General features: G+C 61.7%; 14 protein-coding genes. 9 read left to right on the forward strand and 5 right to left on the reverse strand.

Going from position 1 to position 15,419, the window contains the following annotated elements; all coding sequences use genetic code 11:
* Positions 1–11: 11 nt before the first annotated feature.
* Complete coding sequence (locus tag FPT15_RS15180) at positions 12–1,661, reverse strand: acyl-CoA dehydrogenase family protein (RefSeq protein ID WP_145162423.1); 1,650 nt, start codon at positions 1,659–1,661, stop codon at positions 12–14.
* Between the two features lie 89 nt (positions 1,662–1,750).
* Positions 1,751–4,129, reverse strand: coding sequence for a hybrid sensor histidine kinase/response regulator (locus FPT15_RS15185; RefSeq protein WP_145162426.1), 2,379 nt, complete (start codon positions 4,127–4,129; stop codon positions 1,751–1,753).
* A gap of 286 nt (positions 4,130–4,415) precedes the next feature.
* Between FPT15_RS15185 and FPT15_RS15190 the strand changes: the two genes are divergently transcribed.
* The 4 genes from FPT15_RS15190 to FPT15_RS15205 all read left to right on the forward strand — a co-directional run bounded on the left by FPT15_RS15190 (position 4,416) and on the right by FPT15_RS15205 (position 7,937).
* Complete coding sequence (locus FPT15_RS15190) at positions 4,416–5,213, forward strand: hydroxymethylpyrimidine/phosphomethylpyrimidine kinase (RefSeq protein WP_124418525.1); 798 nt, start codon at positions 4,416–4,418, stop codon at positions 5,211–5,213.
* 19 nt (positions 5,214–5,232) lie between these two features.
* Positions 5,233–5,862 (forward strand): thiamine phosphate synthase, encoded by a 630-nt coding sequence (gene thiE, locus FPT15_RS15195; RefSeq protein ID WP_145162429.1) that lies wholly within the window; start codon positions 5,233–5,235, stop codon positions 5,860–5,862.
* 11 nt (positions 5,863–5,873) lie between these two features.
* Positions 5,874–7,157: a glutamate-1-semialdehyde 2,1-aminomutase gene (hemL, locus tag FPT15_RS15200; protein ID WP_106579359.1), complete on the forward strand. Its 1,284-nt coding sequence runs from the start codon at positions 5,874–5,876 to the stop codon at positions 7,155–7,157.
* 225 nt (positions 7,158–7,382) lie between these two features.
* Entirely contained in the window at positions 7,383–7,937 is a 555-nt protein-coding gene (locus tag FPT15_RS15205; protein WP_145162432.1) for a tetratricopeptide repeat protein, read from the forward strand.
* A gap of 128 nt (positions 7,938–8,065) precedes the next feature.
* Here FPT15_RS15205 and FPT15_RS15210 read toward each other — a convergent pair whose 3' ends face one another.
* Complete coding sequence (locus FPT15_RS15210; protein ID WP_003194436.1) at positions 8,066–8,392, reverse strand: DUF1820 family protein; 327 nt, start codon at positions 8,390–8,392, stop codon at positions 8,066–8,068.
* A gap of 131 nt (positions 8,393–8,523) precedes the next feature.
* Here FPT15_RS15210 and miaB point away from each other — a divergent pair, with 131 nt between their 5' ends.
* The 5 genes from miaB (at position 8,524) to lnt (ending at position 13,948) form a co-directional block, all read left to right on the forward strand.
* A complete protein-coding gene (gene miaB, locus FPT15_RS15215; RefSeq protein ID WP_145162435.1) occupies positions 8,524–9,852 on the forward strand; it encodes a tRNA (N6-isopentenyl adenosine(37)-C2)-methylthiotransferase MiaB in 1,329 nt (442 codons plus the stop codon).
* Positions 9,853–10,081: 229 nt separating this feature from the next.
* The gene (locus FPT15_RS15220; RefSeq protein ID WP_145162438.1) at positions 10,082–11,083 is read left to right on the forward strand and encodes a PhoH family protein; all 1,002 of its coding nucleotides are present in this window, start codon (positions 10,082–10,084) and stop codon (positions 11,081–11,083) included.
* A complete protein-coding gene (gene ybeY, locus FPT15_RS15225) occupies positions 11,076–11,549 on the forward strand; it encodes an rRNA maturation RNase YbeY (protein WP_145162441.1) in 474 nt (157 codons plus the stop codon). The genes FPT15_RS15220 and ybeY overlap by 8 nt, the downstream gene beginning before the upstream one ends.
* Before the next feature lie 27 nt (positions 11,550–11,576).
* Complete coding sequence (locus FPT15_RS15230; protein WP_015373027.1) at positions 11,577–12,416, forward strand: HlyC/CorC family transporter; 840 nt, start codon at positions 11,577–11,579, stop codon at positions 12,414–12,416.
* Positions 12,417–12,424: 8 nt separating this feature from the next.
* Entirely contained in the window at positions 12,425–13,948 is a 1,524-nt protein-coding gene (gene lnt / locus FPT15_RS15235) for an apolipoprotein N-acyltransferase (RefSeq protein ID WP_145162444.1), read from the forward strand.
* A gap of 154 nt (positions 13,949–14,102) precedes the next feature.
* On the opposite strand, the gene FPT15_RS15245 is transcribed toward lnt, so the two are convergent.
* The gene (locus FPT15_RS15245; RefSeq protein WP_145162451.1) at positions 14,103–14,864 is read right to left on the reverse strand and encodes a YdcF family protein; all 762 of its coding nucleotides are present in this window, start codon (positions 14,862–14,864) and stop codon (positions 14,103–14,105) included.
* 97 nt (positions 14,865–14,961) lie between these two features.
* A complete protein-coding gene (locus FPT15_RS30050) occupies positions 14,962–15,273 on the reverse strand; it encodes a hypothetical protein (RefSeq protein ID WP_145162454.1) in 312 nt (103 codons plus the stop codon).
* Positions 15,274–15,419: the final 146 nt, after the last annotated feature.

Below are 15,419 nucleotides of genomic sequence, written 5' to 3' on the forward strand. Positions count from 1 at the left end.
ACCGAGTGTAGTCAGAGGGTTGGGGTTGAACGCGCGACGATCGCTTCTACATCCACGCCTCGCGGCAAGGTGCCGTACACCCGACCGGACGACTCCCCCAAGCGGCTGGCGATAAAGCCATCACTGACCGCCGCGTTCCCGGCCTCCAGCAACAACTTGGCCTGCAACGCCACGGCAATATCCTCGGTCAATTGGCGGGCGCGGTACTGGATGTCCTGAGTGTCCATGAACGCCGACTTCAGCTGCTCGATATGCCGCGCCAGCTGCGTATGGCCATGCCCGTCCCCGAGTTCGACAAACAGCGCCTCCAGCACGCCCGGCTCTTTCGACAGCGCCCGCAACACGTCCAGGCACTGCACATTGCCGGAACCTTCCCACGTTGAATTCACCGGCGCCTCACGGTACAAGCGCGGCAGGATGCTGTCCTCGACATACCCGGCACCGCCCATGCACTCGGCCGCCTCGTTGATCATTGCTGGCGCGCGCTTGCAGATCCAATACTTGCCCACTGCCGTTACCAGCCGGGCAAATTTGGCTTCCTGCTCGTTATCCAGATGGTCCAGGGCCCGGCCCATGCGCATGCTCAATGCCAGCGACGCCTCGCTTTCCAGGGCCAGGTCAGCCAATACGTTTTGCATCAGCGGCTGCTCACTCAGCACACGGCCACCTACCAAGCGGTGCGCGCAATGATGACTGGCCTGGGTCAACGCCTGACGCATCAGCGCGCTGGAGCCAACCATGCAGTCGAAGCGGGTCATGGCGACCATTTCGATAATGGTCGGCACGCCACGGCCCTCTTCGCCGATCATCCAGGCCAGCGCGCCACGAAACTCCACTTCGCTGGAGGCGTTGGAGCAGTTGCCGAGTTTGTTTTTCAGGCGCTGGATGTAGAACTCGTTGCGGGTGTCATCCGGGCGGTGCCGGGGCAGCAGGAAACAGGTCAGCCCTTTGTCGGTCTGCGCCAGCGTGAGGAACGCATCACACATCGGCGCCGAGCAGAACCACTTGTGCCCCACCAGTTCATAGGCTTGCCCTGGGCCGCCCGCGCCCACTGGATACGCGCGGGTGGTGTTGGCGCGTACGTCGGTGCCACCCTGCTTCTCGGTCATGGCCATGCCGATGGTGGCCCCGGCCTTGTGGGCGATGCCGACGTTGCGCGGGTCGTATTCGGTGCTGAGGATTTTCGGCAGCCAGGTCTGCGCCAGATCCGGTTGCAGGCGCAGGGCCGGTACGCAGGCGAAGGTCATGGTCAGCGGGCAGCCGGTGCCCGCTTCGGCCTGGCTGTGCAGGTAAGTCATGGCGGCGCGCGCCACATGGGCGCCGGGTTGTGGGTGCGCCCACGGCAGCGACGGCAGGCCATGCTCGACGGCGGTGCGCATCAGCTCGTGGTACGCCGGATGAAACGCCACGCAGTCGATGCGATGGCCATAACGGTCATGGCTGTTGAACACCGGCTTATTCTCGTTTGCCAGGAACCCGGCCGCCATCAACGGGCCGCCCGCCAGTGCGCCATACGCATCGATACGCGCATGGGCCCAGCCGGCGCCAAAGCGGCGCGACCACTCTTGCAGGGGCACGTCGATGCGGTACAGGTTGGTGCCGTCCAAGGACGGTGGCTGATTGGTGACGTCGTGGGTTTCGGCGAACTGATGCAGGTTCATGACGGGCCTCCTGAAAAAAGGCCACGTGCAGTTGAGGCCTGAATTTCAGTTAAGCACCGTCACCGGGCTTAAAAAAGTGGCATACGCGCCTAATGTCCGGCGCTTTCGCCCTCTAACGGGCACAGCAGCCGACGCTCCAGCACCGCCTGCAGCGCTTCAAAACGCACGGGCTTGGCCAGCCGGTCAGTGATGCCGATGCCATGGCAGCGCTCACGGTCCGTCCCATTCAGTGAGGTACTCAGGGCGATCACCGGCAGTTCGCCACACCCCGGCAGTGCACGAATCTGACAGCACAATGAGAACCCGCCTTCAGGCACATCCAGCAGCACCGCATCAAACGTTTCACTCTGCAACATCGCCAGCGCAGACGAACCGTTGTCCACGGTTTTCACCCGATAGCCCAGTTTGAGCAGCATGCCACGCACCGCCAGTTGGCCGACGCTGTTGTCGTCCACCAGCAACACCGCGCACTCGTGGGGCGCGCGCTGCGTCAAGGTTTCCTGGGGCGTCGCTTTGGGCTCGGGCGGCACCGGGCTTACCGTCACCTCAAGTTGGAAACGGCTGCCCTTGCGCGGCTCGGAATGATGGGTCAGGCGCCCACCGAGCAGTTCGATCAGCTGTCGGCAGATCGCCAGGCCGATGCCCAGGCCGCCGTATTCGCGGGTGGTTGAGCCGTCGAGTTGGAAGAAGCGCTGATACAGCGTGGCCTCGTCGAGGAAAGCGAAGCCGATACCACTGTCGGTGACGATAAAGCTCAGGCGCAAGCTGCCCTCGTTTTGTGGAACACCCACCACGCGCAGGCGCACCGCGCCTTCGTGGGTGAACTTGAACGCGTTGTCGAGCAGACAATCCAGGCACTGGATCAGTTTGTCGGCATCGCCGATCACGCGGTCCGGCAACTCGTCCGCCACGTCGATGGAGAATGCCAGGCCTTTGTTCTGCGCGCCGGTGCTGAACTGCTGACGCAAGGTGTCGAGTGCGCCGCGCAGGCTGAACACCTGGGGCTGGGCGGTCAGGCGCCCGGCTTGCAGTTCGGTCAGGGTGAGGATGCCGTTGACCATGCGCATCATGTCCCGCGCCGAGCCGGCGGCGGTTTGCTGGTACTGCGCCAGGTCATCGTCCAGCGGCACGGTTTGCATCAGCTCAAGGGAGCCGATCACGCCATTCATCGGTGTGCGCAGTTCGTGGGTCAGGGTGGCGAGGAATTCGTCTTTTAAACGATTGCTGCGCGCGAGTTGCTGGTTGAGCACTTCGAGTTTCTGGCTGGCGTCGAACAGGATTTGCGCCTGCTGCTCACGCATGCCATTGATGCGGTCCGCCAGGGCCAGTGAGAGCAGCGCCACTTCAATCGCAGAACCGAGCTGGCTGGCGTACATGGTGAGGAACATATTCGGCAGGTAGCCCAATACCATCATCGTGTTGACCACCCCGCCGAGCAGGAATGCCGACCAGGCGATGATGAAATACCGCGCCATGCGCTGGCCGCAATACCAGGCCTTGATCGCGGCAACAAAGATGGTCACGGTAAACACCAGCGCCAGACCGGTGGCCAGGCGCAGGGCCACCGCATAGCTGGTCAGCAGCGCCAGCACCATCACCACCGCGCCGCAGGTCGCCAGCGCCAGCAAGATCCGGTCGAGCCAGCGGCTGTGCTGCGCGGTGTGCAGGAAGCTGCGCGCGAACAGGCTGCCGAACAGCGCCGCCGACCCGATCAGGAACGGCACCGCCGCATTCGCCCACCATGGGTTGTTGGGCCAGAAGTACTCCACGGCCACGCCATTGACCGACAGCTGATAAAGGCCGAACGAGGCGATATAGAGGATGTAATAGAGGTAGCTGGTGTCGCGCACGCTCAGGTAGATGAACAGGTTGTAGACCAGCATCCCCAGCAGTACGCCGTAGATGGCGCCCAACACATACAAGCGCAGCGGCTGTTCCTCCAGGTAGGCGGTGCCGGCCCAGAGCGTCAACGGCGCCTGGATCGAGCCTTCGCTTTGCAGGCGCAGGTACACGGTTTGCTGCTGGTCGGGCACAAAGTTGAGCTTGAACAGGTAGTTGCTCTGGCGCACTTCACGGCTGGAAAAGGGCAGTGCACTGCCGGTGCGAGTGGTCAGTCGGTAGCCGCCGGTACCGTCGTTCTGGTACAGGTCCAGGCGGTTCAGCGGCGGGTACGCCAGCTCCAGGAACCAGGTACGCGGGGCGCGAGGGTCAGTGGCGGTGTAATGCAGATCGACCTTGAGCCAGAACACCGAGCGTGAATAACCGGCATTGAGGGTGGCTTGGTCGTGGGTCTTGAACTGGGTGGCGTAGGCGGGGGAACTGACTTGGGCGATGGTGAGGGCGTCGGTAGGGTCTTCGAGTACTTGCATGACCCGGCCCAGCGGCAGGCTTCGAGTGCTCTGATTGAACTCGACGGCGCCGGCGAGCATCGGCAGCCCGCACAATAATAAGATCAGCAAATAGCGCATAGAGCCCCAGCGTGGCCTGCCCGGTTATGTCAAAAGCCCCCATTCCTTTTGAGAAGACGTATACCGGCGATACAGTAAGTTGTTTGGATCCACTCTAGCATAGCCGCTGGAGGCCATTAGACACCATTGAAATAATTTTTTGAAAGGCTCTAGCACGCGGCTTTCAACGCATTTATGACGCAATACTCGATAATAGCTATCGGCCATAATTACGCTTGGGTAGCGGCAAAATTCAACCCTCGCCAGACAGCCACGCAAAAAGCGTTTGGTGGTAAGCTCGCGCACCATGAATATCTACAGCTCTCGCCCCGTTGTCCTCTGTCTCTCCGGCCATGACCCAAGTGGTGGCGCCGGCCTGCAGGCAGATATCGAAGCCCTGCTCGCCCAAGGCTGTCATGCGGCTCCCGCCGTCACCGCCCTGACCGTGCAGAACACCGTCAATGTCAGCGATTTCCGCGTGCTCGACCGCGAGTGGGTCCTGGCCCAGGCGAATGCCGTGCTCGGCGATTCCGAGGTGGCGGCGGTCAAGCTTGGCATGCTCGGGTCCACCGCGATGGTCGACACCGTGGTCGAACTGCTGCAGGCGCACCCGCACCTGCCGGTGGTGTGCGACCCGGTGCTGCGGGCCGGCGGCGGTGGCAGCCTGGGCAAGGACGAAGTCGGCTACGCGATGCGCGAGCGGCTGCTGCCGTTGTCGCTGATCGCCACGCCCAACTTGCCTGAAGCGCGCATCCTCGCCGAACTGCCTGAAGGCACCGCGGACGAATGCGCCGAGAAGCTGCTGCCGTTTATCAAGCACCTGCTGATAACCGGCGGCCACGGCGACGAGCATGAAGTGCACAATCGCCTGTACAGCCGCGACGGCACGCGCCAGACCTTTACCTGCCAGCGCCTGCCCGGCAGCTATCATGGTTCGGGCTGCACGCTGGCCAGCGCACTGGCCGGTCGCATCGCCCAGGGCGAAGGCCTGGTCAGTGCTGTGCAGTCGGCGCTCAACTACACTTGGCGCACCTTGCGTGACGCCGAACAACTCGGCCAGGGCCAGTTCGTGCCGCGCCGTTTGCCGCTGGATTTCTGCTCTTAAAGCACAAGAGGCCTGCCCGATGAAACTACGTGGCCTGTATGCCATTACCGACAGCCAACTGTTGGCCGGCAAATTTCTCGCCTACGTCGAAGCGGCATTGGACGGCGGCGTAACCCTGCTGCAGTACCGCGACAAAAGCAGCGATGAAGCCCGCCGCCTGCGAGAGGCGGAGAAACTGCGCGAGCTGTGCTCGCGCTACAAGACCCAGCTCATTATCAATGACGACGCCGAACTGGCCGCGCGCCTGGGCGTGGGCGTACACCTGGGCCAAACCGACGGCCCACTGACTCCGGCCCGAGCGTTGCTCGGTTCCAAAGCGATCATCGGCGCCACCTGCCACAGCCAGATCGAACTGGCCGAACAGGCCGCCAAAGAAGGCGCCAGCTACGTCGCCTTCGGCCGCTTCTTCAATTCCAACACCAAGCCCGGCGCACCCGCCGCCACCGTTGACATGCTTGCCCAGGCCCGCGCGCGCCTGCAGCTGCCGATCTGCGTGATCGGCGGCGTCACCCTGGAAAACGCCGAACCGCTGGTGGCCCACGGTGCCGACCTGCTCGCCGTGGTGCACGGCCTGTTCGGTGCCGACAGCACCCAGGAAGTCACGCGCCGCGCGCGCGCATTCAACGATCTTCTTAAAATTTCAGTTTAGAGAGCCCGACCATGTCCCGTTCCGAAACCCTGTTTGCCAATGCTCAGAAACACATTCCCGGCGGTGTGAACTCCCCCGTGCGTGCGTTCAAGAGCGTGGGCGGCACGCCGTTGTTCTTCAAGCATGCCGAAGGCGCCTACGTCACCGACGAAGATGACAAGCGCTACGTTGACTACGTGGGTTCTTGGGGCCCGATGATCCTCGGCCACAGCCACCCGGACGTGCTCGATGCGGTGCGCCAGCAGTTGCAACACGGCCTGTCCTACGGCGCCCCGACCGCCATGGAAACCGAGATGGCAGACTTGGTGTGCTCGATCGTGCCGTCGATGGAAATGGTGCGCATGGTCAGCTCAGGCACCGAGGCCACCATGAGCGCGATTCGCCTGGCCCGTGGTTTTACCGGCCGCGACAGCATCATCAAGTTCGAAGGCTGCTACCACGGCCATTCCGACAGCCTGCTGGTAAAAGCCGGTTCCGGCGCACTGACCCAGGGCGTGCCGAGCTCGGCCGGTGTACCGGCGGCCTTCGCCAAGCACACCCTGACCCTGCCATTCAACGACATCGCCGCCGTCGAGCAGATGCTCAGCGAAGTGGGCCAAGAGGTGGCGTGCATCATCGTCGAGCCGGTCGCCGGCAACATGAACTGCGTACCGCCGGCGCCTGGCTTCCTTGAAGGCTTGCGCGAGCAGTGCGACAAGCACGGCGTAGTGCTGATTTTCGACGAAGTCATGACCGGTTTCCGTGTCGCCCTCGGCGGCGCCCAGGCTTACTACGGCGTCACGCCGGACCTGAGCACCTTCGGCAAGATCATCGGCGGCGGCATGCCGGTGGGTTGCTTCGGCGGCAAGCGCGACATCATGCAGCACATCGCGCCACTGGGCCCGGTCTACCAGGCGGGCACCTTGTCGGGTAACCCATTGGCCATGGCGGCCGGCCTGACCACCTTGCGCCTGATCAGCCGCCCGGGCTTTCACGCCGAGCTGACCGACTACACCACGCGCCTGCTCGATGGCCTGCAACAGCGCGCCGATGCTGCCGGCATCCCGTTCGTCACCACGCAAGCCGGTGGCATGTTCGGCCTGTACTTCAGCGGTGCCGACGATATCGTCACCTTCGATGACGTGATGGGCAGCGATGCCGACCTGTTCAAGCGCTTCTTCCACTTGATGCTGGAAGGCGGCGTTTACCTGGCACCGAGCGCCTTCGAAGCGGGCTTCACCTCGATCGCCCATGGCGATGCAGAGTTGAAATTGACCCTGGATGCTGCCGAGCGCGCCTTCGCGGCCCTGAAATAAGGGGCATATCAAGCTGACGTTGCCTTGGGTGACGTCAGAATTTGCTACTTTGCTTACAGCGCTTTCCTGCATTTTTCGAGAAATCACCTGCAATCCTGCAGATAACTTGCCCACGCAGCAGAAAAACGAGTAAAGACTTTGTAAGCAGAGGCCTGCTTATTTCATAATGCGCGCTTATTGGACCCGCGAGGGTCCGCGCGCCCCGTCAGAGGTAAGTCGATTCCCATGAAACGCACCGGCCGCACCCTGGTTCTGGGCTGCCTGTTGCTCCTTCAGCCGCTGCTGGCACATGCACAAGCAGGCGGCAACTCGTTGTTAATCCCAGCGATGGGTCGTTGCACCCTCAATACCCAGCCAGACAGCCAGGCCGAAGCCCTGAGCGCGTGCCAGAAACAGGCCGACGGCGGGGATGCGCAGGCGCAATACGAGTTGGGCGAGTACTACCACGACGACAAAAACCCCGCCCGCGACCTCAACAAAGCCTTGAGCTACTTCGAGAAAGCGTCGTTGCAGGGCCACGCCCAGTCGCAATTCGAACTGGGAAAAATGTTTTTCCATGGCGAAGGCGTGCCGGCCAATAACGTCCAGGCCTATATCGTGCTGAAAATGGCCGCGGTCAACGGCGCTGAAGACGCGCTGGACACCGCCGACGAAGTCGCCGAGCACATGCAGCGTGATGAGTTGGAAGTGGCGACCCAGGTGCTGGGCCAGATCTTCCGCAATTACTTGCAGGAATTGCAGAGTGCCGATGGGCGTTCGCCCTTCTCGCCCCTTCCCTGATTTCAGCTAAACCCTTCTACCGCTATCGCAGACAAGCCAGCTCCCACACTTGAACGCGCTCCAAGATTGGAATGCTGTCGAATGTGGGAGCTGGCTTGCCTGCGATGGGCACACCTCGGTCTAACGCGCTACTTCTCAGGCATCGGCATCGGAAACGGCATCACATTGCTGGTGCCACGCGCTTCGCTGATTTTCGGCGTGCCCAGGCGCTCGACTTCGTCGATGCGCACAATCGAATGCATCGGCACAAAGCTGCGCACCACGCCTTCAAACTGCGCTTTCAGCTTTTCCTCACCCGGATCGACGACCAACTGGGTGCGCTCGCCAAAGACGAACTCTTCCACTTCCAGGAAGCCCCACAGATCACTTTGATAGATCTGCTTGGCGTACATTTCGAACACCTGGCCCTGGTTAAGGAAAATCACCTTATAGATTGGAGCTTCACGTTTGGTCATGGTGGGCGAATAACACATCGGGGATATAAAAGAGGGCGCGAACTATAGCATGGCACCCGATGCACAACGCTAGGAACCAATGGACATGCCCCCTATAATGCGCGGTTCTTTACCACCAGTTGACGATTCCCATGGCCAAGAAGCTTTACATCGAAACCCACGGTTGCCAGATGAACGAGTACGACAGCTCGCGCATGGTCGATCTGCTGGGCGAACATCAGGCCCTGGAAGTCACCGCCCGCGCCGAAGATGCTGACGTTATCCTGCTCAATACCTGCTCGATTCGTGAGCGCGCCCAGGACCGTGTGTATTCCCAGCTGGGCCGCTGGCGCGAGTTGAAACTGGCCAACCCGGACATGGTGATTGCCGTTGGCGGCTGCGTGGCCAGCCAGGAAGGCGCCGCGATCCGCGACCGCGCGCCCTATGTTGACGTGGTCTTCGGCCCGCAGACCCTGCACCGCCTGCCGGAAATGATCGACGCCGCGCGTATCACCAAGCTGCCGCAGGTGGACGTGTCGTTCCCGGAAATCGAAAAATTCGACCACTTGCCCGAGCCGCGCATCGACGGCCCGAGCGCCTATGTGTCGGTGATGGAAGGCTGCAGCAAGTACTGCACCTTCTGCGTGGTGCCCTACACCCGTGGTGAAGAAGTCAGCCGGCCGTTTGATGACGTGCTGGCAGAAATTATCCACCTGGCCGAAAACGGTGTGCGCGAAGTCACCCTGCTGGGCCAAAACGTCAACGGCTACCGCGGCCAGACCCATGACGGCCGCCTGGCCGACCTGGCAGAGTTGATCCGCGTAGTGGCCGCCGTCGATGGCATCGAGCGCATTCGCTACACCACCTCGCACCCGCTGGAGTTCTCCGACAGCCTGATCCAGGCCCATGCCGAAGTGCCGGAGTTGGTCAAACACCTGCACTTGCCGGTGCAATCGGGCTCGGACCGCATTCTGTCGGCGATGAAGCGCAACCACACGGCCCTGGAATACAAATCCAAGCTGCGCAAACTGCGCGCGGCGGTGCCGGGTATCTGCATCAGCTCGGACTTTATCGTCGGCTTCCCCGGGGAGACCGAGAAAGATTTCGAGCAGACCATGAAGCTGATCGAAGACGTCGGGTTCGACTTCTCCTACTCGTTCGTCTACAGCCAGCGCCCAGGCACCCCGGCTGCCGACCTGGCGGATGAAACCCCGGAAGCGCTGAAAAAAGAGCGCTTGAACGCGCTGCAGCACCGTCTGAACCAGCAAGGTTTCGAGATCAGCCGACAAATGGTCGGCTCGATCCAGCGCATCCTGGTCACCGACTATTCGAAAAAAGACCCGGGCGAGCTGCAAGGGCGTACCGAGAACAACCGCATCGTCAACTTCCGCTGCGACAACCCAACCCTGATCGGCCAGTTTGCGGATGTGCACATTGATGCGGCGCAACCGCACTCGTTGCGTGGGTCGTTGGTTAACTGATCGCTCTGACCTGATGTAGATCAAAATGTGGGGCTGGCCTGCCTGCGATAGCGGTGAGTCAGCCGATACAACTGGCGCTGATACACCGCTATCGCAGGCAAGCCAGCTCCCACAGTGGATCTTCAGGGTTCTTGAGATCCAAACCAGCCCATTTAAGTGCTTTCGCACGTAGGCCACTGGCGTTATCCTCTCTTTCACCTCAACAGCCAAAGGGCGGCTAAAAGCGACCTTGAACGCACCCATAGAACCCCATCGTTTTCTCCTCGAGCCTTTTGAGGCTCGCCGTTTCGCCAACCTGTGCGGACAGTTCGACGAGCACCTGCGCCTGATCGAGCAACGCCTGAGCATCGAGATCCGCAACCGCGGCAATCAGTTCGAGCTCATTGGTGAACCCCAGCACACCACGTCTGCAGAAAACCTGCTCCGCCGCCTCTACCGCGAAACCAAGGGTAGTGAGCTGTCGCCGGAGACCGTGCACCTGTACCTGCAGGAATCTGCCGTGGAAGATTTGGCCAACAACCCGGTGGCCGAAGCCAGCGTGGCCCTGCGCACCAAAAAAGGCATGATTCGCCCGCGCGGCTTGAATCAGCAGCGCTACGTCAAAGAAATCCTCGGTAACGACATCAATTTCGGCATCGGCCCCGCCGGTACCGGCAAGACCTACCTGGCCGTGGCCTGTGCGGTGGACGCCTTGGAGCGCGAGCAAGTGCGCCGTATCCTGCTGGTGCGCCCGGCGGTCGAGGCCGGCGAAAAGCTTGGCTTCCTGCCCGGCGACCTGGCCCAGAAGATCGACCCGTACCTGCGCCCGCTCTATGACGCGCTGTACGAGATGCTCGGCTTTGAATACGTGGCCAAACTGATCGAGCGCCAGGTGATCGAGATCGCCCCGCTGGCCTACATGCGTGGCCGTACGCTGAACAACAGCTTCATCATCCTCGACGAAAGCCAGAACACCACCGTCGAACAGATGAAGATGTTCCTGACCCGTATCGGTTTCGGCTCAACCGCCGTGATCACCGGTGACGTGACCCAGGTCGACCTGCCCAAGGGCACCAAGTCGGGCCTGGCCCAAGTCATCGAAGTGCTCAAGGACGTGCCGGGCATCAGCTTTACGCATTTCATGCCCAAAGACGTGGTGCGTCACCCGCTGGTGCAGCGCATCGTCGAAGCCTACGAGCGCTTCGACCACAAGGACGACGCACCCGCCAAGGACGTTCGCCGCGATGCTTGAGCTTGACCTGCAGCTGGCCACCGACGCGCCCGCCCCCAGCGAAGAACAGTTCCGCCAATGGTGCACGCTGGCCCTGCGCCAGCGCACCGCCGACTCGGAGCTGACCATCCGCCTGGTGGACGAGCCCGAAGGCCGCGAACTGAATCACACGTGGCGCCAAAAGGATTACGCGACCAACGTGCTGTCCTTCCCAGCCGACGTGCCGGATGAGTTACTGGACATCCCGCTGCTGGGCGACCTGGTGATCTGTGTCGAGGTGGTGGAACGCGAAGCCAAGGAGCAAGGCAAGGAACTTGAGGCCCATTGGGCCCATCTAGTGATCCACGGCTGCTTGCATCTCTTGGGTTACGACCATATAGACGATGACGAAGCGCTGGAGATGGAAACACTGGAACAAACGTTGCTTGCTGAATTGGGTCACCGCGACCCTTATGCAGACGACGAAATCGAAACTACACCTCACTGAAACAACAAAGGATTTAGAGTAATCGCTATGAGCGAAGACCGATCGAGCAACGGGCAGAAGTCATGGCTGGGTAAATTGACCCAGGCTTTTGCCCACGAGCCGAAAAACCGCCAGGAGCTGCTTGAGCTGCTGCGCGAGGCCCATCAGAACAAGTTGCTGGACAGCGAAGCGCTGGCCATCGTCGAAGGCGCCATCCAGGTGGCTGACCTGCAAGTCCGGGACATCATGGTCCCGCGTTCGCAGATGATCAGCATCAAGGCGACCCAGACCCCTCGGGAATTCCTCCCGGCCGTGATCGACTCGGCGCACTCGCGCTACCCGGTGATCGGTGAAAGCCATGACGACGTCATGGGTGTCCTGCTGGCCAAGGACCTGCTGCCGTTGATCCTCAAGGAGAACGGCGACAACTTCAACATCAAGGACCTGCTGCGTCCGGCCACCTTCGTGCCTGAATCCAAGCGCCTGAATGTGCTGTTGCGTGAATTTCGCGCCAACCACAATCACATGGCCATCGTGATCGACGAATACGGCGGCGTGGCGGGTCTGGTGACCATCGAAGACGTGCTGGAACAGATCGTTGGCGACATCGAAGACGAGCACGACGTCGAAGAAGACAGTTACATCAAGCCGCTGCCCAGCGGTGATTTCCTGGTCAAGGCGCTCACGCCGATCGAGAACTTCAACGAGTTCTTCGACAGCGAATTCTCCGACGACGAGTTCGACACCGTCGGCGGCCTGGTGATGAGCGCGTTCGGGCATCTGCCCAAGCGTAACGAGACCACCGAGATCGGCGCCTATCGCTTCCGCATCCTGAATGCCGACAGCCGCCGCATCCATTTGATTCGCCTGACACCTATTGCCCGCTAAGGATTGATATGCGCCGTCTGACCCGCCCCGGCTGGCCCGGTAACTTGCTGGCCGTGGTGGCCGGCGCCATCACCACCCTGGCGCTGGCGCCGTTCGATCTGTGGCCATTTGCACTGGTGGCGGTCGGGTTGTTCTATATCGGCCTGCGCGAGCTGACGCCACGTCAGGCCCTGGGCCGTGGTTGGTGTTTCGGTTTCGGCCTGTTTGGCGCCGGCACCAGCTGGATCTACTACAGCATTCACCACTTCGGCGGCGCTTCGGTGCTGCTGGCTGGCTTTTTGATGCTGCTGTTTACCGCCGCCATCGCCTGGTTTTTCGCCCTGCCCGCCTGGCTGTGGGCGCGCTGGCTGCGCCGTAATGAAGCACCGTTGGCCGACGCGCTGACGTTTGCTGCGTTGTGGGTCGGCCAAGAGGCCTTTCGCGGCTGGTTCCTCACCGGTTTCCCCTGGCTCTACTCTGGCTACAGTCAACTCGACGGCCCACTTACCGGCCTCGCGCCGCTGGGTGGGATGTGGCTGATTTCCTTCGCGCTGGCGCTGACCGCTGCGGTGCTGTGCAACCTGCCACGCCTGCTGGCGAGCAAGCGCAACGGGTTCATCGGCGCAGGCCTGGTTCTGCTGGTTGCGCCCTGGGCCATAGGCCTGGCGCTCAAGCACCACGCCTGGACCACGCCCTCGGGCGCGCCCCTGACGGTGGCAGCGATCCAGGGCAACGTCGAACAAAGCATGAAGTGGGACCCCGAGCAGCTCAATGCGCAGTTGGCGCTGTACCGCGACATGAGCTTCAGCTCCAAGCGCGTCGACCTGCTGGTGTGGCCGGAAACCGCCGTGCCGGTGCTCAAGGATTCCGTCGAAGGCTATCTGGGCATGATGGGCAAGTTTGCTGCAGACCGGCACACGGCGCTGATCACCGGCGTGCCGATCCGCCAGGAAGTGCACCACCAGAAGCGTTTCTTCAATGGCATCACCGTGGTCGGCGAAGGCGAAGGCACTTACCTTAAGCAGAAACTGGTGCCGTTTGGCGAATACGTGCCGTTGCAAGACATGCTGCGCGGGCTGATTGCGTTCTTCGACCTGCCCATGTCGGACTTCGCTCGCGGCCCGTCTGACCAGGCGATGCTGCAGGCCAAGGGCTATCAGATTGCGCCCTTCATTTGCTATGAAGTGGTGTACCCGGAATTTGCTGCCGGCCTGTCGGCCCAGAGCGATCTGTTGCTGACCATCAGTAATGACACCTGGTTTGGCCGCTCCATCGGCCCGCTGCAACACCTGCAAATGGCGCAGATGCGCGCATTGGAAGCTGGTCGCTGGATGATTCGGGCGACCAACAACGGCGTTACCGGCCTGATCAACCCGTTCGGGCAGATCACCGCGCAGATCCCGCAGTTCGAGCGCGGGATCCTGTACGGCGAGGTGGTGCCGATGCACAACCTCACGCCGTACCTGCAATGGCGCTCATGGCCGTTGATCATCGTGTGCCTGGGGCTGTTTGGCTGGGCGTTGCTGGCGGGGCGGATGTCCAAGACGGTCTGACAGACAAACCCAAAATCAATGTGGGAGCTGGCTTGTGTGGGAGCGGGCTTGCTCGCGAATAGGGTGCATCAGCTAATGAACAGGCTGACTGACGCACCGCTTTCGCGAGCAAGCCCGCTCCCACATAGGCCCACCGCACCGTTGATTTACGGGGTTATCGATAAAACACCCGATACCCCACCTGCCCCACCGCCTCATTGATCAACTGCCCGCTGCGCCACACCGACACAAACTCGGGCATCCAGCCGCCGAGCGGCCGGGCATTGTCCACGCCCAAAAACCCCACCGGCGCCGGCACCACAGTGAAGCCGGCCTTCTCAAAACTCCACACCGCGCGCGGCATGTGCCAGGCCTGGGTCACCACCACCACGCGCTTGATGCCTTGGGGCAGCAGTATCTCGGCACTCATCTGCGCGTTTTCCCAGGTAGTACGGCTGCGTTCTTCCTTCCAGCGCACCGTCACGCCGAAGTCATCCTGCATCGACACGGCCATCAACTGCGCTTCACTGGGCGGCGTGCCGTAGTGCAAGCCGCCGCTGGTCAATACCGGCAACCCGGAGGCCTTGGCCAGTCGCGCGGCATACCGCTGGCGCTCAAGGCCGATGCCGGTGGGCTGATCACTGCCCCAGGCCGGATCACCGCGTTCGCGCCCGGAGCCCAGCACCACAATGGCATCGGCGCGCTGCGCCAGCGTTGCCCACGCGTCACGCGCCAACGGTGGCTCGGTTTCCAGCGCATGCGCGCCCCATTGCACCATCACCGGCAGGCTGATCAGCCACATCCCGCCCAACCCCACCACAAAGCAAAACCCGGCCAGGCGCGGACGGCTTTTACGAAACCACCAGGCAAACACCAGCAGCAGCAAAAAAATGCCGGGCGGCAACAGCAATTGTTTAATGAAATAACGAAAAGGCATCGGGCATCTCCAAAGATGCCCGAAGCCTAGATGCAACGGGATTTAGCGACAATCTTTACCCACACATTTCGAGAAGGTCACTGGATAACGCGATGTTTCACCGAACGGCCCGAAGCTTTTCGGGGCCGCGACCGGCCGCCACATCCTTCAACCAGATTACCTTGGCCGAACGTGATGGCGCCTGGGCTGGCGGGGAAGCCGGCCCTTGAGAGGCACGCTGGTGATTCAACTCCAGGTAAACCTTGATCAATTCAAGCTCAGCCTGGCTCAAGCCTCGCAACTCCAATTCCAGAGGCCGTTCATCACGCAATCGGCCTGCGGTTCTGGCAGCATCCAATGCCCGACCCAAACGGTCGATCAGTCCTTGGTACAACTGCGGTTTCGTTAAAGTTCGCTGCGATTCAACCATCCCCTCACCTCATTGAAGATAAGACTCACTCCCCAATAAACAGCGTAGTCCCCGTGGCTGCGCCTGCCCGGCGCCGCGACAGACGGCCCTGCCTGCGCAATCAGGGTTTCCCTCGATAGAGTGGGGTCATGTATGCTACGGCGCTT

The organism is Pseudomonas sp. RGB, from assembly GCF_007713445.1.
In the GTDB taxonomy this organism is placed as follows: Bacteria; Pseudomonadota; Gammaproteobacteria; order Pseudomonadales; family Pseudomonadaceae; genus Aquipseudomonas.

Excerpts from the sequence above, each read along its gene's own strand:
- FPT15_RS15180 (WP_145162423.1), bottom strand. The coding sequence starts at position 1,661 with ATGAACCTGCATCAGTTCGCCGAAACCCACGACGTCACCAATCAGCCA.
- FPT15_RS15185 (WP_145162426.1), bottom strand. The coding sequence starts at position 4,129 with ATGCGCTATTTGCTGATCTTATTATTGTGCGGGCTGCCGATGCTCGCC.
- FPT15_RS15190 (WP_124418525.1), top strand. The coding sequence starts at position 4,416 with ATGAATATCTACAGCTCTCGCCCCGTTGTCCTCTGTCTCTCCGGCCAT.
- thiE (WP_145162429.1), top strand. The coding sequence starts at position 5,233 with ATGAAACTACGTGGCCTGTATGCCATTACCGACAGCCAACTGTTGGCC.
- hemL (WP_106579359.1), top strand. The coding sequence starts at position 5,874 with ATGTCCCGTTCCGAAACCCTGTTTGCCAATGCTCAGAAACACATTCCC.
- FPT15_RS15205 (WP_145162432.1), top strand. The coding sequence starts at position 7,383 with ATGAAACGCACCGGCCGCACCCTGGTTCTGGGCTGCCTGTTGCTCCTT.
- FPT15_RS15210 (WP_003194436.1), bottom strand. The coding sequence starts at position 8,392 with ATGACCAAACGTGAAGCTCCAATCTATAAGGTGATTTTCCTTAACCAG.
- miaB (WP_145162435.1), top strand. The coding sequence starts at position 8,524 with ATGGCCAAGAAGCTTTACATCGAAACCCACGGTTGCCAGATGAACGAG.
- ybeY (WP_145162441.1), top strand. The coding sequence starts at position 11,076 with ATGCTTGAGCTTGACCTGCAGCTGGCCACCGACGCGCCCGCCCCCAGC.
- FPT15_RS15230 (WP_015373027.1), top strand. The coding sequence starts at position 11,577 with ATGAGCGAAGACCGATCGAGCAACGGGCAGAAGTCATGGCTGGGTAAA.
- lnt (WP_145162444.1), top strand. The coding sequence starts at position 12,425 with ATGCGCCGTCTGACCCGCCCCGGCTGGCCCGGTAACTTGCTGGCCGTG.
- FPT15_RS15245 (WP_145162451.1), bottom strand. The coding sequence starts at position 14,864 with ATGCCTTTTCGTTATTTCATTAAACAATTGCTGTTGCCGCCCGGCATT.
- FPT15_RS30050 (WP_145162454.1), bottom strand. The coding sequence starts at position 15,273 with ATGGTTGAATCGCAGCGAACTTTAACGAAACCGCAGTTGTACCAAGGA.